A 21265-nucleotide genomic window follows, 5' to 3' on the forward strand; every position below is an offset into this window, starting at 1 on the left:
ACCCTTTCGCGAGCCTGGAGCCCGATCCGATGAGCCTGCACATCACCGACGCCTTTGACAGTGGCAATATCGACGTCCTCGACGCGGCCCAGCCAGACCGGATCCGCCTGGAAATCCGCAAGGATAACGGGTCGGATTTCTATCAATGGTTCCATTTCCGGGTGACGGGTGCAGCCGGAACGCCCCTGACCATGGCGATCGAGAATGCCGGCGGGGCCGCCTATCTGGAAGGCTGGCCGGGCTATCGCGCCTGCGCCTCCTATGACCGGGAAACCTGGTTCCGCATCGACACGAGCTTCGAGAACGGCGTTCTGACCCTGCATCACACGCCGCAGGCCGACACGGTTTGGTTCGCCTATTTCGCGCCCTATTCCATGGAACGCCATCTCGACCTGATCGCCTGGGCGCAGGGCCATGAAGCGGTGCGTCTGGAAATCCTGGGGGACACGCTGGACGGCCAGTCCATGGACCTGCTGACGGTCGGTGACCCGGGCGACGGCAAGCGGACAATCTGGGTCACGGCGCGCCAGCACCCCGGTGAAACCATGGCGGAATGGTGGATGGAAGGCTTTCTCGGCCGTCTTCTGGACGATCAGGATCCGGTCGCCCGCGTCCTGCGCGACAAGGCGGTTTTCCACATTGTGCCGAACATGAATCCCGATGGCAGTAAACGCGGGCACCTGCGCACCAATGCCAAGGGCGTCAATCTCAACCGCGAGTGGGACAAGGCAACACCGGAAAACTCCCCGGAGGTTTTCCATGTTCTCAATCGCATGCGGGAGACCGGGATTGACCTCGCCCTCGATGTCCATGGCGACGAGGCCCTGCCCTACAATTTCATCGCCGGTGGTGAAGGCGCACCCAATTTTGATGCCAAGGGCCAGGCCCTGCTCGACGGATACAAAACGGCCCTGTGCACGGCCAGCCCCGACTTCCAGACCGAACATGGTTATGACGTCGATGCCCCCGGCACGGCCGACCTGTCGATCTGCACCAATTATCTCGCCAATGAATTCCGCTGCCTGGCGATGACCCTGGAAATGCCCTTCAAGGACAATGCGGACCTGCCAGATGAGGATTTTGGCTGGTCGCCGGAGCGGTGCCGCAAGCTGGGCGCGGCCAATCTGGATGCCATGCTCGCGCTCGTGGACCAGTTGCGGTGACCCTCTACATCGATGCCGATGCCTGTCCGGTGAAGGATGAGGCGATCCGGGTCGGCGAGCGCCACCGTACCGAAATCATCTTTGTGTGCGATGGCGGACTGCGCCGTCCGAATTCACAATGGGCCAAGCTCGTCATCGTCGAGCAGGGCGCGGATGCGGCCGATGACTGGATTGCCGAGCGGATCGGACCGGGAGATGTCTGCGTCACGGGCGACATTCCGCTCGCCGATCGCTGCATCAAGGCCGGCGGCCTCGCGATCGATCATCGGGGCCAGGTCTGGACGCCGGACAATATCGGCTCGGCCCTGGCGATGCGGGATCTGATGACGGATCTGCGATCCGCCTCCCCGATTGATGGCCCGCGCGGCGGCGCCAAACCCTTCTCGCTGAAGGATCGCTCATCCTTCCTGGACGGCCTCGAACGCGTCATGCGTCAGGCGGCGCGCTAGCTGGCCTTTTCCTTGGGGCCGTCCACATCGGGAAACTCGAACGAGCTGGGCTGGACGAAGATATCGCCCCGCCGATCAAAGGCATGCTCGGCATAGGGGCCGTGCCGGTCCACGAAATCGAAGAAGAGATGGGCGGACCATTCATTGGGATTGGGCTCGGCCCGACCGTGCAGTTTGCGCACCCCGTCATAGATCACCGCATCCCCCGGCAGCATGGGCACTTTCAGCATGGGCAATTGCGTGCCCTCGGGAATGTCGGCGGCGGCCGAATGATTGGAATTCTCGCTCTCGAAATTGCCCTCCGACAGCCAGAGCGGCCAGGCGATGTTGTCCGAGTAGGCCAGGGTCAGGCTGATCGCGTACTCGGCCGCCGCCCGATCGACATGGAGCTTGCAGACATCCCCTTTCCGGTAGACCCGGAAATAGGACGTCGTGGGCAGGAGTTCCTTGCCGGTCATGGCTTGCATATAGGGCGTCAGCGTCCACAGGATCGTGGCGTGGAAGGGTGACCGGTAGGCATAGTTCTCGAAACAGAAGTTTTCGGTGAAAGGCCCCTTCCCCCAAATGCCCTCATAGGCTTCCCGCGAATTGCCCAGCTCGGTCTCGAACATGCGCAGCGTGGCCATCGCGACCTCTGGCGGGAACATCTGGTGGGCATAGGCCCAGCCCTGTTGTTCAAAGCTCGCGCGCAGCGTTTCCAGCTGTTTCAGTCGATCATACATGCCTCACCCCCGTGATATTACGGATAATTCATGTGTCTGCCGGGGGTGTCCACCCCTCGTTCCCAGTCTGCGCAAGCCCGGACACGCACGGCAGATCGGCCGTCCCCGACTTGACCCGACAGCGCCGATCAACAGGATAGGCGACGGTAAGGAGGCCTGTTCGGGCCGGGGAGAATGATCATGAAATCACTATTGGGCGGCGTCGCGATCGGCGCCATCATCGCGGGTGCCGGCGTGTTTTATTACACGGCGGGCGATACCGCTGCGCCGAGTTCGGCTGAGGACACGGGCACGACTTCAGAAAGCGCTGAAGTGACTGTCGCCGATGCGGCGGCTTTCCTTGAGGAATCGACGGCTGAACTGCGCGAATTCAGCGAGTTCGGGGCCCGGACAGCCTGGGTGCAGAACAATTTCATCACCTACGACACCAACTGGCTGCTGCAGCGCATGGGCGCCCAGGGCACCGAAATGTCCGTCCGCATGGCGACCGAGGCCGGCCAGTATGCGGATCTGGACCTGCCGCAGAATCTGGAACGCCAGATCAATGCCCTGCGCAATGGAATTACCCTGCCGGCGCCGAACGACCCGGCCGCGGCAGCCCGCCTGTCCGAACTGACCACGCGCATGGGCTCGTCCTATTCCGCCGGTCTGATGGAAATCGACGGCGAGATGGTCGATCACAACGAGCTGGAAAACATCATGCGGACCAGCCGTGACCCGGAATTCCTGTCCTATGTCTGGAATGGCTGGCGTGAGGCCTACGATCCGGCCCAGATGGCCACCGACTATGCGGAAATGGTCGAGATTGCCAACCAGGGCGCCCGCGATCTGGGCTTCGACAATCTCGCCCAGATGTGGCTGTCCAACTACGACATGCCGGCGGACGAGATGGAAGCCGAGGTGGAGCGCCTCTGGGGTCAGGTTGCCCCCTTCTATGAGCAGCTCCACTGCCATGTCCGGACCAATCTGAACGATCTCTACGGCGATGACGTCCAGGCAGCCGACGGCCCGATCCGGGCTGACCTTCTGGGCAATATGTGGGCCCAGGGCTGGGGCTCCCTGTCGGATGTCGCTGGCGTTGGCAGCGCTGAAGCCGCGTACAGCCTCGATGATCTGCTCGTCGAAGCCGACTACACGCCGCTGCGCATGGTGGAGACGGCCGAGACCTTCTTCACCTCGCTGGGCATGGAAGAATTGCCGGACACGTTCTGGGAACGCTCCCTGATCACCCAGCCGCGCGACCGCCAGGTTGCGTGTCACGCTTCCGCCTGGAACCTCGACAGTGAAGAAGACCTGCGGATCAAGATGTGTACCCTGGTCAATGGCACGGACTTCGTGACCGTCCACCACGAGCTGGGCCACAATTTCTACCAGCGTGCCTACAATGATCAGGAATTCCTGCTGCAGGGCGGCGCCAATGACGGATTCCACGAAGCCATCGGCGACTTCATCGCCCTCTCCGTGACGCCGGAATACCTGGTGCAGATCGGTCTGCTCGACGAAGCCGACATGCCGGGTGCGGATGCCGACCTGTCGCTGCTCATGGATACGGCGCTCGACAAGATCGCCTTCCTGCCCTTTGCAGTGATGATGGACCAGTGGCGCTGGCGTGTGCTTCGCGGCGAAATCCAGCCAGAAGACTATAATTCCGCCTGGTGGGAATTGCGTGAGAGCTATCAGGGCATTGTGCCGCCGGTGGACCGTCCGGCCGACGCCTTCGATCCGGGCTCTAAATACCACATTGCCAACAATGTCCCGTATTTGCGCTATTTCCTGAGCCATATCCTGCAGTTCCAGTTCCACCAGGCCGCCTGCGAAATGGCCGGTTGGGAAGGCCCGCTGCACCGTTGCTCCATCTATGGAAACGAGGAAGTTGGCGCGCGCTTCAACGCGATGATGGAAATGGGCGCCTCGCAACCCTGGCCGGACGCGCTGGAAGCCTTTACCGGCACCCGCGAAATGGATGGCTCGGCCATCATCGCCTACTTCCAGCCCTTGATGGACCATCTGGAAGCCGAGAATGAGGGCCAGTCCTGCGGCTGGTAATCTGAGCGATGAATGAACGCGGCCCCGTCACCCGGCGGGGCCGTTTTTCTTTGACGGGGGAATAGCTCGATGGACTGGAGTGTGTTCGATTTCCTGGTGGCGGCCCTGCTGCTCGTGCTTCTGTTTGGTGCGATCGGATTGATCTTCGTCCGGCGTTGGTCCTGGCTCTACAGGCTGGGCTTGGCGCTCAGCCTGGTTACGGGGGCCTTGCTGTTCTGGGTCGCCGGCGCTGTGGGTCTCATCGGCGGCGCCGCGCATGACGCCAATATGGCCTATCCCGCGATGCTGACCCTCGGTCTGATTGGCAGTGTAGTGGTCCGCTTCAAGGCTTCGGGGCTGGCCCTCTTGCTGGGCGGGCTGGGTATCGCCCAGCTGGCCATCGGCCTCATAGCCGTCCTGGCAGGTTTGGGTCAGGACTCCCAGCGCTGGCCCGACGATATCCTCGCGACCAGCTTCATCTTCAGCCTGCTCTGGCTGTCCGCCGGTTTCTGCTTCTGGCGGGACTGGAAAACCCGCTAGCCGCCCAGGAAGACCCGCTCGAAAGTCCACCAGAGCGCCATGGCGGCAATCGCCACGGACACGATCCGGACCAGCCAGGGATACCAGGCGGCTTCCCGGAACCAGTGCAGGGCGAGCCAGCACCCCAGAACAATGGTCAGCTGGCCCAGTTCCACACCGACATTGAAGCTCAGCAAGGCCGGGACAAGCTGCCCCTGCGGCAGGCCCAGCTCCGAGAGCACGCCGGCAAAGCCCAGCCCGTGGAACAGGCCGAAACCGAAAACGATGGCCGGCCGCCAGCGCGTCATGTCCTTGAAGACCAGATTCTCGATCGCGACGAAGGCGATGGACAGGGCGATGATCGGCTCGACGATGGAAGCCGGCAGGCTGACCAGTCCGAGCGTGGCCAGGGCCAGGGTCAGCGTGTGGGCCAGGGTGAAAGCCGAAACCTGCCAGATCAGGGGTTTCAGGCGTGTGGAGGCGAAGAAGAGCGCCAGGACGAAGAGGATGTGATCCAGTCCCTTGGGCAGGATGTGCGTATAGCCCAGCTGCAAATAAAGCCCGATGACGTCAAAGACCGTCTGTTCCTGCGCCACCAGCATGGCCACCCCCGTTTGAAACCGTCCGCAAGCTAGGCGGGGGTCGTTACGGCTTCAAGCACGGCTCGCGGTTCGGCGGCAGGCGGGTTACACCTCGGATCACAGAGCGAATCTCAACGAGCCGGGGTCCAAGCCCGGTCGGCAGGGAGTGATCATGAGCGATCAGTTCAAAACCAGTGTCGATGTCTCCGGCGAGGACATCCATTGGGATTTCAAGGACGCCATGTCCTATGGCGGATATCTGGGCCTCGACCGGCTCCTGACGGCCCAGAAATGCCTGACCGATGAGCATGATGAGATGCTCTTCATCATCATTCACCAGGTCGGCGAGTTGTGGATGAAACTCCTCATCCATGAGGTTGAGGGCGGGATTGCGCATCTCCGCGATGACGAAATCGGTCCGGCCCTGAAAATGTTCGCCCGTGTCTCCCGTACCCAGGAACAGCTGATCCAGGCCTGGGATGTCCTGGCGACGATGACACCTGCGGATTATCTCGCCTTTCGGGATGCGTTGGGACAAAGCTCCGGTTTCCAATCCTTCCAGTATCGTACGCTGGAATTCCGCCTCGGGAATAAGAACGCCGCCATGGCGCGGGTTCATGCGGATAATCCTCCGGCGCATCAGATGGTTACACGCGCGCTGGAGCTTCCGAGCCTGTGGGATGAGACCCTGCGTTTGCTGGCGCGCAAGGGGTATGACATTCCGGCGGAGGCTGTGGATCGTGACTGGACCCAGCCCTATAAACCCTCCGGGAAAGTCGAGGATATCTGGCGCGATATCTATCATGACAGCGAGACCCATTGGGAGGCCTATGAGCTGGGCGAGAAGCTGGTCGACCTGGAACACAAATTCCAGCAATGGCGCTTCAACCACATGAAAACCGTGGAACGCATCATCGGTTTCCGGCGCGGCACGGGGGGCACGTCCGGTGTTTCCTACCTCGTGAAAGCGCTGGATCTTCGCTTCTTCCCGGAAATCTGGACCGTCCGTACCACGCTTTGAACCCGCAGGCCCCGACATGAAAAACCTTGAAACAATCCGGCAGCTTGATGCTGCTGACTCCCTCGCTCATTTCCGGGACCGGTTCGAACTTCCCGACGGCCTGATCTATCTGGACGGCAACTCCCTAGGCGTCATGCCCAAGAGTGCGCCGGAGCGGATGAAGACCGTGGTGGAGACCGAATGGGGTCAGCATCTGATTACCTCTTGGAACCGGCATGACTGGATCGGCCTGCCGCGTCGTCTCGGCGCGATCATTGCCGGACTGGTCGGTGCCAATCCGGAGGAAGTGGTGGTCGCCGATTCGACCTCTATCAACATTTTCAAGACGTTGAGCGCGGCACTTCAACTCAACCCCGAGCGCTCTGTCATCCTGTCGGAAACCGGCAATTTCCCGACCAATGTCTACATGATGCAGGGGCTCAGCGCGAACAGCGGGGGTTCAGTCCGGCATCAAATGGTACCCACAAACGACCTGGAAGCGCACTTCAATGATGACGTGGCGGCACTCCTGATCACCCAAGCGCACTACAAGACAGGTTATCTGCACGACATGCAGGCCATCACGAAGGCGGCCCAGGAGAAGGGCATCATCGTGATCTGGGATCTGTGCCATTCCGCCGGCGCCCTGCCCGTCGACCTCAATGCCTGCCATGCCGACATGGCGGTAGGCTGTGGCTATAAATATCTCAATGGCGGACCGGGCGCGCCCGCCTTCATCTTTGTCGCTGAACGTCACCAGGAGAAAGTGATGCCGGTCCTGTCGGGTTGGCTGGGTCATGCCCGCCCGTTCGACTTTTCCGACCAGTACGAGCCGGCCCCGGGAATTGACCGGTTCAAATGCTCCTCCCCCTCCATTCTGGGCATGTCGGTGCTGGAATGCGGTCTCGAGATCGCGGCCGAAGCGGACATGGCGGAGGTGCGCAAGAAATCGATCGCCCTGACCGAATTATTCATCGAACAGGTGGAAACCCGTCTGGCCGGTCAGGGGTTCGAACTGGCCAGTCCGCGCGATCCATCGATCCGCGGCAGCCAGGTCTCCTTCCATCATGAGAACGGCTATCCGATCATGCAGGCACTGATCGACCGGGGTGTGATCGGCGATTTCCGGGATCCGGACATTCTGCGCTTCGGCTTCACCCCGCTCTATACCTCCCATGAGGATGTCTGGCGGGCGGCGGAAATCCTGCAGGACATCATGGAAAGCGGAGTCTGGCGGGAACCGCGGTTCAGTGTCCGGTCAGCCGTGACCTGACGGACAGGCCGGAAGGTCTCACAGCTCGATAATGTGTCCCGTCGCCGGGTCCCCGCCATTGGTCGCCAGATCCTTGATGACGGCCTGTGCGGCGTCAAAGCCCCGCTGGACATCCAGGGTCATCCAAGACGGCTCGGCCGTTTCCAGATGGCTGAAGAAGGCGGATTCAGCCGCATTATAGCGACGCGTGACTTCAGCGCCGCCCCAGTCAGCATTGCGCTTCTTGATCTGGTTGGGCGCGAAATAGGCCACGGGTTTCGGACCGGGAATATCCTGTTTGGAAATATAGTCCGTGGTCGCAGCGGAACCGGCAAAACAATCGTGGAGCAAATTGTCCCCGAAGTGCTCGTGAATCCGGGCGCGAAGCGCATTGTCGCCGGAGAAATCGACATAAATGGCGGGAATGCCAGCATCGAGGGATTCAACATCCCCGTAATCGGCCACAGAATCATAACAGCCCAGGCCGGCGACATAATCGGTGTTTCGGCGTGATGTCAGGGCGATAGAGGGAATGCGGTCCTCACTCAGGCAGAAGGCCGTTCCGTAGGCCGTCTTGCTGGAAGCACTCGACACGATGAGTTGTCGGGCACCGAAACAGCCATTGTCTTCCAGAAAGTCTGCCAGCATGAAGGATGTGATGAAAAGCGGACGATAGAGCGCCTGAAAGGCTTCCCGGTCGGGCTGGTAGACGGCGTCTTCGCTGCAGCGCGTATACTGGTTGTAGGCCGAGACGAGACCGCGGCGATGTTCTGCCCCGTCATAAAAGCCCCGCTGCGTGATCCGCTCCGGGCGCATCACGAAATGGCTGGCGATCGGAAAATAACCATAGAAACGCTCTCCGACCTCGAGACCGGCAATGTCCGATGCCACGATGTCGGCAAATCCCCAGACCGGCATGTGCCCCCAGCCGTCCTGGCCCGTTGGGAAGAAATACCAGTATTGCATGGCATCCCCGAAGGCGGCGTAGGTGATGTTGTTGGTTGTCAGGGAAAAACGATCCAGCTTGACCATGATTTCCCCGGGGCCGGCCTGCGGTGTTTCCCCGGTTTCGATACGGGTGTGTCCGAGATCTGATTTATCCGTGAGAAGGTGGCTGTAGGCGGTCATGACGGTCCTGACTGGAAAACTGGAATCGTCATAGATTGATACCAGTTCGACACGCCAAAGGGTTCGGATTTGAGTGCCTCCACCCCGCCCCGCCAGACTTCCCTGCCCCGCCCGCGCAAACGGCCGGTCCAGGATCGTTCGCGTTTCACCGTGCAGGCGATTTACGATGCCTATGTTCGGATTTGGCGTCGCGGTGGAGCAGACGCTGTCACCATGCGGGCGCTGGCCGACGAGTCCGGTTTTGCGATCGGCACCATCTACGAATACTTCCCCAACAAGCCCGCCCTGCACTCCGGCTATATCCGCCATGTCATGGACAGTCTGCGCGAGCGGATTCGCGAGCAGGTGGTTGAACAGGGCGAAGGCTCTTGGCGTACGCGTCTGGCATTGCTGGTGAGCATTACGTGCGGCGGTGACCCGGACGCCGCCTATTTTGATCGCGCGATGCATGATCTGGAATCCGGTATCGCGTCACAGGACGACCACCAGCGCTCCTTTGACGCTCTGGCGAATGTCTGGTGGGACGCCGTGTGCAGTTGGGCCGACCTCACACCGCCCCCGGCGCCCGAGCGCGTCCGCATGTTGGTCTTCATGGTCTGGAGCGCGGTGCGCTATCGTATTCTGGTTGCACCGCTGCAGCAGTCACCGGAACACTGGAGAGACGAGATTCTGGAAATCTGTGAGTGCACCCTGTCGGGCCACACGCCCGAATGATGCGGCAGTGGCGAAACGGGGTTTTGTCGCAGCAGCTCACCCTCTAGCTTCCAGCGGTCCACCCGGGCGAACGCAATTGCGTATCAAGGAGATAACGCGACATGCATTTCGGTGTCTTTGACCTGTTCAAGATCGGTGTCGGTCCGTCCAGCTCCCATACGGTGGGACCAATGAAGGCGGCCAAGATCTTCGTGGAACGTGCCATCGCCGATGCCGGTGACCGCAAGATCTCGCGTCTGGAATCGGAACTCTATGGCTCCCTGGCGCTGACCGGACTCGGGCACGGTACCGATACGGCGGTCCTTCTGGGTCTTGAGGGCCAGGACCCGGCCCGCATCAATCCGGACACCATCCCGCACCGCCTGGACCGGATCCGCACGGAAAAGACGCTCAAGCTCACCAATGGTGACGAGATCGGCTTCGACGAGAAGCGCGATCTCGATTTTCGTGGCGATGTTCGCCTGCCCTTCCACTCCAATGCGGTGAAATTCATCGCCTATGGCGAAGGCGAGGAGATCCTCCGCGAGGAGATCTGGTATTCCATCGGCGGCGGCTTCGTCATCGACGAGACCGAGGCGGGCAAGAATTCCGCGGCCGATGTGAAGGAAGGCGAACCCTTCCCCTTCAACTCCGCCGCCGAACTCCTGGAAATCGGGGAGCGTGAGGGCCTGTCCATCCACCGCATCATGCTGGCCAATGAACGCACCTTCCTGCCCGAGGACACGATCCGGGCCGGCGTGGAGGGGTTGTGGCGCGCGATGGAAGACTGCATTGATCGCGGTCTGACCCAGGACGGCGTCCTGCCCGGCGGGCTGAATGTGAAGCGGCGTGCGCCGAAACTCTATCGCGACCTGAAGGAAAACCCGGTCGACCCGGCCAAGGACCCCCTCGCCCCGATGGACTGGATCAATCTCTGGGCCATGGCCGTGAATGAGGAAAATGCCGCCGGCGGCCGCGTCGTCACGGCGCCGACCAATGGCGCCGCCGGCATCATCCCGGCCGTGGCGCGCTATTTCGACAAATACCATCGTGACCCGGATGACGAGGAAGCCCTGCAGCGCTTCTTCCTGACTGCGGCCGCCATCGGTTCTCTCTACAAGAAGAACGCCTCCATCTCCGGCGCGGAAGCCGGTTGCCAGGGCGAAGTGGGCGTGGCCTGTTCCATGGCCGCAGCGGCCCTCGCCGCCGCCATGGGCGCCAACAACCACCAGATCGAGGATGCCGCCGAGATCGGTATGGAACACAATCTCGGCCTGACCTGCGATCCGGTCGGCGGTCTGGTCCAGATCCCCTGTATCGAGCGCAATGCCATCGGCGCCATCAAGGCGATCGATGCGGCCCGCCTCGCCCTCAAGGCCACCTCCGCGGACATGAAGGTCTCCCTCGACCAGGTCATCGAGACCATGCGCCAGACCGGTGTCGACATGCAGGAGAAGTACAAGGAGACCAGCCAAGGCGGTCTCGCGGTGAATGTGGTGGCCTGCTGAAACGCTCGCCCCGCCCCATTTGTCGGATGAAACAAGTTAGAGTAGTATAACGACGCCTGACAGTCTCAGGTGCGTAGTTCGCAGTGCGTTGTGAATTCAATCCACAGTCAATAAAGGCGAACGAAATGACCTCATCCCACAGCAATAGCGTGATCCTGGAATCCGAGCTGATCGAGTCGGTCGAATATATCGAAGGCAGCTTCGTGATCTCGTCCGGTCAGCCCTATGAATCCGGCCCCACGCCGAAGAACCAGGGCAAGGGCGTCTGGGAAATCACGGTGAATTGCGGCCGTCACAAGACGTCCGAAGTCGCGGATAAATTCGATTCCCTGTGCGGCGGCGAATATCATGAGTATGCGCCCAAGGGTGGCGGCGGAACGCCGGACGAGCTGAACTTCATGTTCGGCCTGACGGTGACGTTCAAGAACGCCACGCCGGTTACGCTCTACTTGGCCCAGGGCCACTATTCCAGCCACAACAACTGGTGGATCGGCGGCCAGAATGTCGTCAATGACGGCAAGCCGGACCTGGTCCTGATTTCCAATGATCGGCCCATCCAGATCCTGCGCATGTCAGGCTCGACCTCGAAGATCGAGTTCGAAACCCTGGCCGCCAGCGCCAAGGCGGCCAAGAGCCTCGCCGGCGCCAGCTGAGACACCCCCTCCGCTGCGCCCTCCCTGCATGACTCTCGCAGCGGACACCAAAAAGGCGGCTCCCATTGGAGCCGCCTTTTCCATGATTGTCTGTCAAAAACCAGTCAGGCCGCTTCGTGCTGGACCAGGTTTTCCGCCACGGTGTACTTGGCCTCGGTCTTCTCGGCGATTTCCTCGAGCGTGGCGCCCGGGGCGATCTCGATCAGTTCCAGATGATCGCCCTTCACATCGAACACGCCCAGCGTGGTGATGATGCGGTGGACGCAGGCCTTGCCGGTCAGCGGCAGGGTGCATTCCTTGAGCAGTTTCGGTTCACCGGCCTTGTTCGCATGGTCCATGATCACGACGACGCGCTTGACGCCAGCGACCAGGTCCATGGCGCCGCCCATGCCCTTCACGAGCTTGCCCGGGATCATCCAGTTGGCGATATCGCCGGTTTCCGAAATCTCCATGGCGCCCAGGATGGACAGGTCGATATGTCCGCCCCGGATCATGCCGAAACTGTCGGCGGAGGAGAAATAGGAGGTGCGGCGCAACTCGGTGATGGTCTGCTTGCCGGCATTGATCAGGTCGGGATCGACCTCGTCATCATAGGGAAACGGCCCCATGCCCAGCATGCCGTTCTCCGACTGCAGGGTGACGTCGATATCCTCGGCAATATGGTTCGCCACCAGGGTGGGAATGCCGATGCCGAGATTGACGTAGAAACCGTCTTCCAGTTCTTGCGCGGCGCGTGCCGCCATGTCGTCGCGGGTCCAGGCCATTATGCTGTCTCCCTTTCACGAACCGTGCGCTGTTCGATGCGCTTTTCAAACTCACCCTTGAAGACGCGCTGGACGAAAATGCCCGGCGTGTGGATCTCGTCCGGATCCAGTTCGCCCAGTTCGACGATTTCCTCGACCTCGGCCACGGTGACCTTGCCGGCCGTCGCCATCATCGGATTGAAATTGCGGGCGGTCTTGCGGAAGACCAGATTGCCCTGCGGGTCCGCCTTCCAAGCCTTCACGATGGAGACATCGGCCTTCAGCCCGGTTTCCATGATGTAGGTCTCGCCGTCAAACTCACGGTGTTCCTTGCCTTCCGCGATCAGCGTGCCGACACCGGTCTTCGTGAAGAAGCCCGGAATACCCGCCCCGCCGGCGCGGATACGCTCGGCCAGCGTGCCCTGCGGATTGAATTCCAGCTCCAGCTCGCCGGACAGGAATTGGCGCTCGAACTCCTTGTTTTCGCCGACATAGGAGGAGACCATTTTCTTGATCTGCTTGGCGTCGAGCAGGATGCCGAGACCGAAACCGTCGACCCCGCAATTATTGGACACGACCGTCAGGTCTTTCACGCCGGCAGCGTGAAGGGCGGCAATGGAATTCTCCGGAATGCCACACAGGCCGAACCCGCCGGCCATCAGCGTCATCCCGTCAAACACCAGCCCGTCGAGCGCGGTCTTGGCGTCCGGATATACCTTGTTCATGCAGACCTCTGTGCAAAGTTGATATTCGGTTCATGTTTTATATCGTGACCGCCGCAAAATGCTAGTCCGCCGGTGTAGAACCCGCGTTCCCCTCCCGGTCCGCGCGTACACGGGCGTCGATCTCGATGGCCAGTGCACCACCGAAAAACACCGCATAGGCGGACCAATAAATCCACAGCAGGAAGACCACAAGGGCTCCCAGGGAGCCGTAGACGGAGAAGTCCACCATGCGGGCGACATAGAGTGAAAACCCCTTGGACAAAAGAAGCCAGAGCGTGGTCGAGACCAAGGCCGCAATTGTGGAGGCCCGCCACATCACCGCTTCGGTCCGGCGGCGCATCGTCATCCGGTAAAGGAGTTCCAGGGCGATAAACATGACCAGCGCCGCCGTGGTCCATTCATTGAACAGGCCGCGGATGTCCAGCGGATCGAGACCCATGAATTCGAACACCTGGCGCAGTACGACCGGGATGGCCAGAACGGCCAGATTGGCGAAGGTCAGCAAGGCTCCGCCGATCAGGACCGAACTCATGGCCAGGATGTTGAAGTGGATCACATTGCGGATGTCCTGGTCCTCTGCGAGGTGGTTCAACCCGGCAATGATCGCCTTGGCCCCGCGAGACGCCGCGAACAAGGCAATGGCCAGGGCGATGGCGCCATTCACGGACAGGGCGGAGATTGGCGCATCGGCGAGCCGTCCCAACTGGGCCAGAACGAAATCCTGAGCCCCCGGTGGCATGATTTCCGCAATTCGGGCCAGTTGCGCTTCGGCATCCTCAATGGAGTTGGTCAGTCCGTAGATGGACATGGCCAGGGCCATGGCGGGAAACAGGGCCAGCATGCCGAAATAGGAGGCGCCGCCCGCAAACAGCATCACATCGCGCGCCATGGAACGGCTCACCGCCGCCACCACCACACTGGCAGCCCTGAAAAGGGGATGCGAACGCACCCGGTCCAGATCCAGTTTCTTGATCATATTCGTCGTCTCTGCCCCCTGCCCCGCATGACCGGGGCCTTCATCCTGACGGGAATCGGTGATTATGGCGACCGGTGCAAGCGGGACGGTCCCGTTTGCTGCATCAGGATAGGCCGATGTCCTTTTCCAAGGCAGTGGAGCTGCTGCAACTGGCGCGCATGGCGTCCAATTATGCCGGAGTCTCGCTGGGCGAGATCGAGGCGGAGTTCGACTGCGTGCGGCGTACGGCGCAGCGCATGACGGACGCCCTCGTCCGCGTGTTTCCCGATACCGAGGATTATGTTGATCCCGAGGGTCATAAGCGCTGGCGGGTGCCCCGCCGCAAGGTGGCGGAGTTCTTTGCGCCCACCGCCGACGAAGTGGCGGCTCTGGAACTGGCGGGCACGACACTGGAGCGGCAGGGGTTGGGCCCGGAAGCGGCGCAGCTGCGTTCCCTGCGCGAGACCATCAACATGCTTCTGCCCGACAAGCGCCGGCCCGGTCTTGAAGCCGATGAGGAAGCCCTGCTGGAAGCCATGGGGCATGCCGCCCGTCCTGGTCCGCAGCCGGTCTCGGATCCGCGCATCGATGGCGCCATTGCCGAAGCCCTGAAGGGTCCGTTCGTGCTGAACATCCGCTATCGCGGCCGCCAGGACCAGGAAGCCAATGTGCGGGAGGTGGAGCCCTACGGCCTGCTACTGGGCGCGCGGCGCTATCTGGTGGGGCGTGACCGGGTACGGGGCGACGGCGTGATGCGTCACTACCGGGTCGAGGATATCGCCGGGGCGGAGGTCACGGAGGACTGGTTCGCACGCGACGCGGACTTCGACCTGGATGCCTATGCCAACCGGTCCTTCGGTGTCTTCCAGAACGAGGCCGAGTTCGGCGAGGTGGTCTGGAAGTTCACTCCGAAGGCGGCCGTGCATGCCGCCCGCTTCCGCTTCCATCCCAACCAGACCAGTGACGTCCAGGAGGACGGATCCCTGATCGTGCGTTTCATGGCATCGGGCTTGCTGGAAATGTGCTGGCACCTGTATGCTTGGGGCGACCAGGTTGAGGTGATCGCTCCACCGGCCCTGGCGGACATGGTCCGGGATCATCGTCGCAGCGACTTTCCCGGCCTGCCCTGATCACGGGCCAACTTCAATGCAAATGCCGCAGCTTGTCCGGATTGCGCATGACATAGATGGCGGTGATGCGCCCGTTTTCGATGTCGAGCGCGGTGGTCTGCAGTTCGCCATCCGGCTCTTGCGTCACAAAGCCGGGCAACCCGTTGATATAGCCCGACAGCAGACGCTGAGACGCTTGCGGCCCGTGACGCGCCAAGAGCCTTTGGAACAGATCCATCACGGCGTTGACGCCCGCGATGACGCGCAAGGCGGCCGGCCGTTTGCCGCCGCCATCGGAATGCACACTGACATCGTCGGCAAGGAGCCGGCCCAAAGCGGTCAGATCCCCCTGGCGGGAGGCCTGGAAGAAGGCATCGGCGAGCGCCATGCCCTGCTCCTGATCGAGCTGATAGCGCGGCCGGGCCTCACGTACATGGCGCCGGGCTCGGGCGGCCAACTGCCGGCAGGCAGTAGCCTCGCGATCCAGCGTGCGCGCAATCTCGTCATAATCCTGGCCAAACACGTCATGCAGCAGGAAGGCCGCGCGTTCGAGCGGAGACAGCCGCTCCAGCGCCAGCATCAGCGGCAGGGTGACATCGTCAACCGGTTCCGGATCGAACACCGGCTCGGGCAGCCAGGGACCGATATAGGTCTCGCGTCTGCGGCGGGCCGATTTGAGCTGGTCCAGGCAGAGCCGCGTGACCGTGCGTCGCAGAAAGGCTGCGGGCTCGCGTACGGAATCCCGGTCGGTGCGCAGCCAGCGCAGGAAGGCGTCCTGGATGATGTCTTCGGCATCCGCGACCGAACCCAGCATGCGATAGGCCACCCGAGTCAGGCCCGGACGCAGCGGCTCGAAAGCCGCCGCTGCGTCGCTGTCGACAGGCCGTGCCATCAGGCGACCGCATCCGCCGGCACGCTCGTGGGATCCTCCATGAAGATGCCGAAGCCGACAGCGATCCGGTTCCAGCCATTGATCATGTTGATCATCAAGGTGAGTTGCACGCGCTCGGCTTCGGAATAATGCGCCTTCAGTCGGGCATAGGCCGTATCATGCTCGGGATGGTGGGAAAGCCGCGTCATCGCATCTGTCCAGGCCAAGGCTGCCTGCTCGCGTTCGGTGTAGCACGGCGCATCCCACCAGGCCGAGACCAGGTTGATGCGCTGTTCTGTCTCACCCTTGGCGCGGGCCGCGGCGGTGTGCATGTTCAGGCAATTGGCGCAACCATTGAGCTGGGAAGCCCGGATCTCGACGAGCTCGGCGAGCGGTGAGCCCAGGCTTTCGGACACCTGCAAGGACAGGCGGGTCCAGCTTCGCATCAGTTCACCTTCCGAGGCGAAGGGATCGAGTTTGGCAGTCATGAACGTCGTCCTTTTTCAATGTGACGCTAGTCATGACGCGACAGCCGGCCCCTTTGTGACATGTGCGCTGAAAAAGATCAGCGGACGGCGATGCGGACCTGGTCGGAGTTTTGCCAGGACGGCATGGAGTGGCCGTCGGCGGCACTCATGGCGAGCTGGTAACCCTTGGCCAGATAGCGGCAGATCGAGCGCTCATCCTCGACATGGATGCAGTCGATTACGTCGCCGGGACGTTGCATGCGGAAGAAACCGTCGCGGAAACGGTGCGGGACCATGTTGCGCAGGGCGCCACCGGCCCCTTCGACATATGCGTTGATTGCGATCGCCATCGGGCTCTCCATCTCGTGTGTGTCTCGATGATGGGAGAATGCCAGAGGGTCAGGACAAAACCTGTCACCCCCATATCGGCCAATGCCGCACGCAATAAGAAACGCCGGTCGTTGGGGGCGACCGGCGTCTCAGGGCTATCTATTCGATATCGAGACCAGCCAACGAGCGAGGGACTACAGGGTGTTCGCTGATCTCGGGATTGACCCTAGGCGGCCCGCGCTGAACCCGACATGAACAGAAAACTGAGCGAAAATTTTTACCGCTTGATGCGCTTGCTTGTCAGGACAAATCGGCTTGGCTATCGCTGACATCGGATAGGTTCCGGCAGGTAAATGACAAACGCACAGACGCTTAGCCCCTGGACGCAAGACCGGCTGGACCAGGTCCAGCTGGGCCATGTGCGTTTTCTGGCCGGTCAGGCCGGAGGGCAGCGCGCCAGACTCGCTGGCGCCAACTTGTCCGGACTGGATCTGAACGGGCAAGACTGGCGCGATGCCGATTTCACGGGCTGCGATCTCTCCGCCTGCCGGTTGGACGGCGCCAATCTGGCCGGCGCCCGTCTGACTGGTGCGAGACTCAACCGGGCCTCCCTGATCGGATGCGGGCTGGAGCGTGCGGACCTGCGCGGCGCCGACCTGGAAGCTTGCCGGGCAATCGCCTGTCGGGCCGAGGGCGCCGACTTCCGCGAACAGACCCTGCCGGGACCGGACGGACAATTGATCTGCCGAACCACGAACCTGCACGGTGCTGATTTCGCAGGCGCCTCCTTGTCAGGGGCCCGCCTCGCCGGGGTCGAGGCCCGCGCGGCTGTGTTCGACGATGCCAATCTGGCCGGCGCGCGTTTCAATCGGAGTGATCTGTCTTCGGCCAGCCTTCGCGGATGCCGCCTGGCCGGAGCTGATCTGGCGAGCGCCAATCTGAAAGGGGCCGATCTGCGCGGATCGGATGAAAGCCGCGCCCGGCTCGACATGGCGGAAACGAGGGACTGGCAGACGGGCCCCGACCCGGAACGCCGGCCGCCGCCTGAAACCCGTCCCCCCGATCCCTCGGCAGACGCCCTGTTTGCCGCTCACGAAAAACGCGTCGCCGGGCGCAGCGACGCGGATGTGGACCTGTCCGGCCTCGACCTAACGGGCGCCGGCCAAGCCGCGGGCATGGCCCTCACGGCCTTGCGCGCCTCCGGGTCGGATTTGTCCGGACTGGACCTGACGGGGGCCCAGCTTCAGGGGGCGCGCCTTTCCGGCAGTGATCTGCGTGGCTGCATCCTGCGCCAGGCAGACCTGCGCGGTTCCGACCTGTCCAACACGCTGATGACGCATTGTGATCTGCGCGGCGCCAATCTGGGACCACTGACGCTGCCCGGCGACCGGGTCCTGCCGGTCAATCTGACCGGCGCCAATCTGCGTTTTGCCGATCTGCGCCAGAGCAATATCGAAGCGGCAAGGCGCGAGGCCTGCCAAATGGGTTATGTCCGCATCGAGGCGGACCGGCTGGCAGGATTGGACCTGCCCGACGACCAGGCCCGCACCGCCCTCACCGGCTAGATCTCCCAGCTTTTCAGGATCTCGTCGCGGTCCGAACCGGGTACGGGGGCCGGGCCCTGGATGGCGCCCGGAGTGCGCGAAAAGCGCGGGGCCGGCGCGGGATGGCGGAACCCGTCCATGTCCTGATAGGTCCCGCGCTCGACCATGTGCGGATGGGCGGCGCTCTCCTCATAGGTCAGGACCGGCGCGAAACAAGCATCCGTGCCTTCCAGCAGCTCGCACCATTCATCGCGGGTCTTTTGCTTGAAGATGGCCGCAAAGTGTTCCTGTCCGGCCTCCCAGCCCTTGCCCGTCCAGTCATTGGGGTACTCACCCATATCGACACCGATTTTCTCGCACAGCAGGGCGTAGAATTCCAGTTCCAGCGGACCCAGGGAGATGTGTTCACCGTCCGCGCATTCATAGACGGAATAGAAGTGGCAGCCGCCGTCGAGCAGATTGGCCTCGCGTTCCGGCTTCCACAGACCGGCCGCGATGAGCTGGTGCTGGGAGGCCATCAGGGAAACCGCACCATCGACGATGGCAGCATCCACCACCTGGCCTTCACCGGTGGTTCGGGCATGGGTCAGGGCGGCGAGTACACCAAAGCCCAGATACATCGCGCCACCGCCGAAATCGCCGACCAGGTTAAGCGGGATGGCCGGTTTTTCTTTCGGGCCGATCGCGCCCAGCGCGCCGGTGATCGAGATATAGTTGAGATCATGCCCGGCCGCATGGGCGAGCGGGCCATACTGGCCCCAACCTGTCATGCGCCCATAGACCAGGGCGGGGTTTTCCTTCAGCGCCACCTCCGGCCCCAGGCCCAGACGTTCCATCACGCCGGGGCGATAGCCTTCCAGCAGAATGTCGGACTTGGCGATCAGCTGGCGGCACAGGGCCAACTCGTCCTCGTCTTTCAGATTGAGGGCGATCGAGCGTCGTCCGCGGCCCATGATATCGCCGGAACCGCCGCCATGGGCGCCCGGACGATCAATCCGCACCACGTCTGCGCCCATGTCGGACAGCATCATGGCGCAGAAGGGGGCCGGACCCAATCCGACAAACTCCAGCACTTTAACGCCTTTTAGAGGACCTTGGGGTTTCATATCGCCAACCTTTGATTCGTCTGTTCCAGAAGCGTGGCACTTGTGACAAACTCGCGAAATACGGCATCAGCAATCAAGTCTGCAGGGGGACGCATGGGACGCACGCTGGATGTCCTCGTTTTCGGCTTGTCCGAACGGGTTGACGGTCTGGCGGACCAACTGGGTCGCCTGGCGCTTAATTGCCGAATTGTGCGGGCGGATACACCGCCGTCCCGCCGCAACCGCCCTTGGGCGGGCGCCATTTTGCTGGCCGATTGCGACAATGATGTTCGCGACGGTCTGGCCGCCTTTTCCCGTTTTGCCGGTGAAGATTATCCCGTGCTCGTGGTCGGACCGCCCGGCCTGGTCGAGCATCCTCATGTCGATGCCTGGCTGCGTGACCCGGCCCCGGCCGTGCAGATCGCGGCCCGCATTCGCGCCCTCTTCCGTCTTTGCGTGATGGAAAACGTCGCCGTGCGCCGCACCGAGGTCACCAAGCTCTACGGTCAGCGCGGTGAAATGGTTGAGCGCAACGATACCAGCACCGCCATTCTCTATGTCGGTGAAGCGACGCCGCGCTTCATGGGGCTCAAGCACGCACTTGACAGTGTGGATGCCGAAGTCGTGGCGGCCTTTTCCTCCTATTCGGCCTTCGACTATCTGCACGAGCGCCCCTTCGATGCGGTTGTGCTGAACGCGGTCGGCAAGCGGGATATCGCCTTTACGATTTCCTCGGCCATGCGCCGCAATGCCCGCCTCTACCATACGCCGGTCATTCTCCTGGCCGATGCGATGGACAATCAGGCCATCGAGGAAGCCTTCGCACGCGGGGTCTCCGACATCCTGCCGCCCAAGGTGGATGATGCCGAGCTGCGCGACCGGGTCCTGACGCTGACCCAGGAACGCCGCCGCCGCCGGGCCGCCAAGAATGCGCTGGAAGCCTGCCGTGATCCGCGCTCGCTGGAGATCGAGACCGGACTGTTCAATTCCGGTTTCCTGACCTCCCATATCCAGGACCTGCTCAATGGCGCGGCCCGGGACGAGCTCTATTTCGCGATGATTGCGCTCCAGGTCATGCTGCCGGAAGGCCGTGCGACCCCGGATTCCGTCTCAGCCGAGAAGGCCCGCCGCCAGTTTGCCGCCATGCTGCGCCATCTCCTGCGCACCGAAGATGCGGCCGCGCGCTTCTCCGAGGACACTTTCCTGGCCGTCCTGCCTTATACGGACACGCCCGGCATCGACTGTGTCGCAGCCCGTGTGGCGGCGATCGCCGAGTGCACGGCCTTTGAGAGCGATGACCCGCTGCAACCCTTCCGCCTGACCGTGCGCGCTGCGCCGGTCCAGCCGCGGCCGGGTGAGACCGCAGAAGCCTTGGTCGAGCGCGCGCTTCGCGGCCTGGACCGTCCGAACCTCTACACCGCCCAGGCCTGATCAGGCTGAGCGGCGCTCACGGACCATGAGCACCAGCCCGGCCGACAGCAGGACCAGTCCGGCAAACACGACACCGCCACCGCCGAGGATGAAGGGGGTGGCCTTGTTGAGCGTGTTTTCCTTGCCCGCCCAGCTGAACACCAGGAGAGCGGCGGGAAGACACAGGCTGGCCGCCTTCAGGCACAGGCCCGACAGACCGCTCAGATGGGCTCTGACCTGCAGCATGGCGAACAGAAACACCATGAAGCCCAGCCCGGTCATCAGCATGAAGACGGGTTCCAGATAATCCTTCACGACGACACTCCCCTTGTC

General features: G+C 62.3%; 23 protein-coding genes. 12 read left to right on the forward strand and 11 right to left on the reverse strand.

Features of this window, described 5'->3' with window-relative positions; translation table 11 throughout:
- The first annotated feature begins 35 nt into the window (after positions 1-35).
- A complete protein-coding gene (locus FCS99_RS01495; protein WP_138510541.1) occupies positions 36-1163 on the forward strand; it encodes a M14 family metallopeptidase in 1128 nt (375 codons plus the stop codon).
- Entirely contained in the window at positions 1160-1612 is a 453-nt protein-coding gene (locus FCS99_RS01500) for a YaiI/YqxD family protein (RefSeq protein ID WP_138509834.1), read from the forward strand. Before FCS99_RS01495 ends, FCS99_RS01500 begins: the two co-directional genes overlap by 4 nt.
- On the opposite strand, the gene FCS99_RS01505 is transcribed toward FCS99_RS01500, so the two are convergent.
- Entirely contained in the window at positions 1609-2334 is a 726-nt protein-coding gene (locus FCS99_RS01505) for a hypothetical protein (protein ID WP_138509836.1), read from the reverse strand. The two genes, FCS99_RS01500 and FCS99_RS01505, sit on opposite strands and share 4 nt — an antisense overlap.
- Before the next feature lie 180 nt (positions 2335-2514).
- Here FCS99_RS01505 and FCS99_RS01510 point away from each other — a divergent pair, with 180 nt between their 5' ends.
- Both FCS99_RS01510 and FCS99_RS01515 read left to right on the forward strand, forming a co-directional pair.
- Positions 2515-4380 carry a M2 family metallopeptidase gene (locus FCS99_RS01510; RefSeq protein WP_138509838.1) on the forward strand — a complete coding sequence of 622 codons (1866 nt, stop codon included), beginning with the start codon at positions 2515-2517 and terminating at the stop codon, positions 4378-4380.
- A gap of 69 nt (positions 4381-4449) precedes the next feature.
- On the forward strand, positions 4450-4899 hold the full coding sequence (locus tag FCS99_RS01515; RefSeq protein WP_138509840.1) for a hypothetical protein: 450 nt from the start codon (positions 4450-4452) through the stop codon (positions 4897-4899).
- Here FCS99_RS01515 and FCS99_RS01520 read toward each other — a convergent pair.
- Positions 4896-5480, reverse strand: coding sequence for a HupE/UreJ family protein (locus FCS99_RS01520; RefSeq protein WP_138509842.1), 585 nt, complete (start codon positions 5478-5480; stop codon positions 4896-4898). The genes FCS99_RS01515 and FCS99_RS01520 overlap by 4 nt on opposite strands.
- Positions 5481-5631: 151 nt before the next feature.
- Here FCS99_RS01520 and kynA point away from each other — a divergent pair, with 151 nt between their 5' ends.
- Positions 5632-6480 carry a tryptophan 2,3-dioxygenase gene (gene kynA / locus FCS99_RS01525; RefSeq protein ID WP_138509844.1) on the forward strand — a complete coding sequence of 283 codons (849 nt, stop codon included), beginning with the start codon at positions 5632-5634 and terminating at the stop codon, positions 6478-6480.
- Between the two features lie 16 nt (positions 6481-6496).
- Complete coding sequence (kynU, locus tag FCS99_RS01530; RefSeq protein ID WP_138509846.1) at positions 6497-7732, forward strand: kynureninase; 1236 nt, start codon at positions 6497-6499, stop codon at positions 7730-7732.
- A gap of 18 nt (positions 7733-7750) precedes the next feature.
- Here the strand turns inward: kynU and FCS99_RS01535 are convergent, their stop codons facing one another.
- The gene (locus FCS99_RS01535) at positions 7751-8743 is read right to left on the reverse strand and encodes a DUF2855 family protein (protein WP_233352615.1); all 993 of its coding nucleotides are present in this window, start codon (positions 8741-8743) and stop codon (positions 7751-7753) included.
- 165 nt (positions 8744-8908) lie between these two features.
- On the opposite strand from FCS99_RS01535, the gene FCS99_RS01540 reads away from it, so the two are divergent.
- From FCS99_RS01540 to FCS99_RS01550, 3 genes are all read left to right on the forward strand, one after another.
- Positions 8909-9553, forward strand: a complete 645-nt coding sequence (locus FCS99_RS01540; RefSeq protein WP_138509850.1) for a TetR/AcrR family transcriptional regulator — start codon at positions 8909-8911, stop codon at positions 9551-9553.
- Positions 9554-9654: 101 nt separating this feature from the next.
- On the forward strand, positions 9655-11040 hold the full coding sequence (locus FCS99_RS01545; protein ID WP_138509853.1) for an L-serine ammonia-lyase: 1386 nt from the start codon (positions 9655-9657) through the stop codon (positions 11038-11040).
- 125 nt (positions 11041-11165) lie between these two features.
- Positions 11166-11693 (forward strand): hypothetical protein, encoded by a 528-nt coding sequence (locus FCS99_RS01550; protein WP_138509855.1) that lies wholly within the window; start codon positions 11166-11168, stop codon positions 11691-11693.
- Between the two features lie 104 nt (positions 11694-11797).
- Here FCS99_RS01550 and FCS99_RS01555 read toward each other — a convergent pair whose 3' ends face one another.
- The 3 genes from FCS99_RS01555 to FCS99_RS01565 form a co-directional block, all read right to left on the reverse strand.
- Positions 11798-12457 carry a CoA transferase subunit B gene (locus FCS99_RS01555; protein ID WP_138509857.1) on the reverse strand — a complete coding sequence of 220 codons (660 nt, stop codon included), beginning with the start codon at positions 12455-12457 and terminating at the stop codon, positions 11798-11800.
- Positions 12457-13161: a CoA transferase subunit A gene (locus FCS99_RS01560; RefSeq protein WP_138509859.1), complete on the reverse strand. Its 705-nt coding sequence runs from the start codon at positions 13159-13161 to the stop codon at positions 12457-12459. Before FCS99_RS01560 ends, FCS99_RS01555 begins: the two co-directional genes overlap by 1 nt.
- 61 nt (positions 13162-13222) lie before the next feature.
- Positions 13223-14137 carry a YihY/virulence factor BrkB family protein gene (locus tag FCS99_RS01565; protein WP_138509861.1) on the reverse strand — a complete coding sequence of 305 codons (915 nt, stop codon included), beginning with the start codon at positions 14135-14137 and terminating at the stop codon, positions 13223-13225.
- Positions 14138-14253: 116 nt separating this feature from the next.
- Between FCS99_RS01565 and FCS99_RS01570 the strand changes: the two genes are divergently transcribed.
- A complete protein-coding gene (locus tag FCS99_RS01570; protein ID WP_138509863.1) occupies positions 14254-15246 on the forward strand; it encodes a helix-turn-helix transcriptional regulator in 993 nt (330 codons plus the stop codon).
- Between the two features lie 13 nt (positions 15247-15259).
- Here FCS99_RS01570 and FCS99_RS01575 read toward each other — a convergent pair whose 3' ends face one another.
- From FCS99_RS01575 to FCS99_RS01585, 3 genes are all read right to left on the reverse strand, one after another.
- Positions 15260-16117 carry a sigma-70 family RNA polymerase sigma factor gene (locus FCS99_RS01575; protein ID WP_138509865.1) on the reverse strand — a complete coding sequence of 286 codons (858 nt, stop codon included), beginning with the start codon at positions 16115-16117 and terminating at the stop codon, positions 15260-15262.
- Complete coding sequence (locus FCS99_RS01580; protein ID WP_138509867.1) at positions 16117-16584, reverse strand: carboxymuconolactone decarboxylase family protein; 468 nt, start codon at positions 16582-16584, stop codon at positions 16117-16119. Before FCS99_RS01580 ends, FCS99_RS01575 begins: the two co-directional genes overlap by 1 nt.
- A 77-nt stretch (positions 16585-16661) precedes the next feature.
- The gene (locus FCS99_RS01585; protein ID WP_138509869.1) at positions 16662-16913 is read right to left on the reverse strand and encodes a hypothetical protein; all 252 of its coding nucleotides are present in this window, start codon (positions 16911-16913) and stop codon (positions 16662-16664) included.
- A gap of 333 nt (positions 16914-17246) precedes the next feature.
- Between FCS99_RS01585 and FCS99_RS01590 the strand changes: the two genes are divergently transcribed.
- The gene (locus tag FCS99_RS01590; protein WP_138509871.1) at positions 17247-18458 is read left to right on the forward strand and encodes a pentapeptide repeat-containing protein; all 1212 of its coding nucleotides are present in this window, start codon (positions 17247-17249) and stop codon (positions 18456-18458) included.
- Here the strand turns inward: FCS99_RS01590 and FCS99_RS01595 are convergent.
- Positions 18455-19543 (reverse strand): CaiB/BaiF CoA transferase family protein, encoded by a 1089-nt coding sequence (locus tag FCS99_RS01595; RefSeq protein ID WP_138509873.1) that lies wholly within the window; start codon positions 19541-19543, stop codon positions 18455-18457. The two genes, FCS99_RS01590 and FCS99_RS01595, sit on opposite strands and share 4 nt — an antisense overlap.
- Before the next feature lie 93 nt (positions 19544-19636).
- Between FCS99_RS01595 and FCS99_RS01600 the strand changes: the two genes are divergently transcribed.
- Complete coding sequence (locus FCS99_RS01600; protein WP_138509875.1) at positions 19637-20953, forward strand: diguanylate cyclase domain-containing protein; 1317 nt, start codon at positions 19637-19639, stop codon at positions 20951-20953.
- Here FCS99_RS01600 and FCS99_RS01605 read toward each other — a convergent pair whose 3' ends face one another.
- Positions 20954-21247, reverse strand: a complete 294-nt coding sequence (locus FCS99_RS01605; protein ID WP_138509877.1) for a hypothetical protein — start codon at positions 21245-21247, stop codon at positions 20954-20956. It abuts the gene before it with no gap.
- Positions 21248-21265 lie beyond the last annotated feature (18 nt).

Source organism: Maricaulis alexandrii (genome assembly GCF_005871165.1).
GTDB classification, from domain to species: domain Bacteria; phylum Pseudomonadota; class Alphaproteobacteria; order Caulobacterales; family Maricaulaceae; genus Maricaulis; species Maricaulis alexandrii.

Excerpts from the sequence above, each read along its gene's own strand:
- FCS99_RS01535 (WP_233352615.1), bottom strand. The coding sequence starts at position 8,743 with ATGGTCAAGCTGGATCGTTTTTCCCTGACAACCAACAACATCACCTAC.
- FCS99_RS01560 (WP_138509859.1), bottom strand. The coding sequence starts at position 13,161 with ATGAACAAGGTATATCCGGACGCCAAGACCGCGCTCGACGGGCTGGTG.
- FCS99_RS01515 (WP_138509840.1), top strand. The coding sequence starts at position 4,450 with ATGGACTGGAGTGTGTTCGATTTCCTGGTGGCGGCCCTGCTGCTCGTG.
- FCS99_RS01505 (WP_138509836.1), bottom strand. The coding sequence starts at position 2,334 with ATGTATGATCGACTGAAACAGCTGGAAACGCTGCGCGCGAGCTTTGAA.
- FCS99_RS01520 (WP_138509842.1), bottom strand. The coding sequence starts at position 5,480 with ATGCTGGTGGCGCAGGAACAGACGGTCTTTGACGTCATCGGGCTTTAT.
- FCS99_RS01545 (WP_138509853.1), top strand. The coding sequence starts at position 9,655 with ATGCATTTCGGTGTCTTTGACCTGTTCAAGATCGGTGTCGGTCCGTCC.
- FCS99_RS01550 (WP_138509855.1), top strand. The coding sequence starts at position 11,166 with ATGACCTCATCCCACAGCAATAGCGTGATCCTGGAATCCGAGCTGATC.
- kynA (WP_138509844.1), top strand. The coding sequence starts at position 5,632 with ATGAGCGATCAGTTCAAAACCAGTGTCGATGTCTCCGGCGAGGACATC.
- FCS99_RS01585 (WP_138509869.1), bottom strand. The coding sequence starts at position 16,913 with ATGGCGATCGCAATCAACGCATATGTCGAAGGGGCCGGTGGCGCCCTG.
- FCS99_RS01580 (WP_138509867.1), bottom strand. The coding sequence starts at position 16,584 with ATGACTGCCAAACTCGATCCCTTCGCCTCGGAAGGTGAACTGATGCGA.
- FCS99_RS01600 (WP_138509875.1), top strand. The coding sequence starts at position 19,637 with ATGGGACGCACGCTGGATGTCCTCGTTTTCGGCTTGTCCGAACGGGTT.
- kynU (WP_138509846.1), top strand. The coding sequence starts at position 6,497 with ATGAAAAACCTTGAAACAATCCGGCAGCTTGATGCTGCTGACTCCCTC.
- FCS99_RS01570 (WP_138509863.1), top strand. The coding sequence starts at position 14,254 with ATGTCCTTTTCCAAGGCAGTGGAGCTGCTGCAACTGGCGCGCATGGCG.
- FCS99_RS01590 (WP_138509871.1), top strand. The coding sequence starts at position 17,247 with ATGACAAACGCACAGACGCTTAGCCCCTGGACGCAAGACCGGCTGGAC.
- FCS99_RS01510 (WP_138509838.1), top strand. The coding sequence starts at position 2,515 with ATGAAATCACTATTGGGCGGCGTCGCGATCGGCGCCATCATCGCGGGT.
- FCS99_RS01565 (WP_138509861.1), bottom strand. The coding sequence starts at position 14,137 with ATGATCAAGAAACTGGATCTGGACCGGGTGCGTTCGCATCCCCTTTTC.
- FCS99_RS01575 (WP_138509865.1), bottom strand. The coding sequence starts at position 16,117 with ATGGCACGGCCTGTCGACAGCGACGCAGCGGCGGCTTTCGAGCCGCTG.
- FCS99_RS01595 (WP_138509873.1), bottom strand. The coding sequence starts at position 19,543 with ATGAAACCCCAAGGTCCTCTAAAAGGCGTTAAAGTGCTGGAGTTTGTC.
- FCS99_RS01555 (WP_138509857.1), bottom strand. The coding sequence starts at position 12,457 with ATGGCCTGGACCCGCGACGACATGGCGGCACGCGCCGCGCAAGAACTG.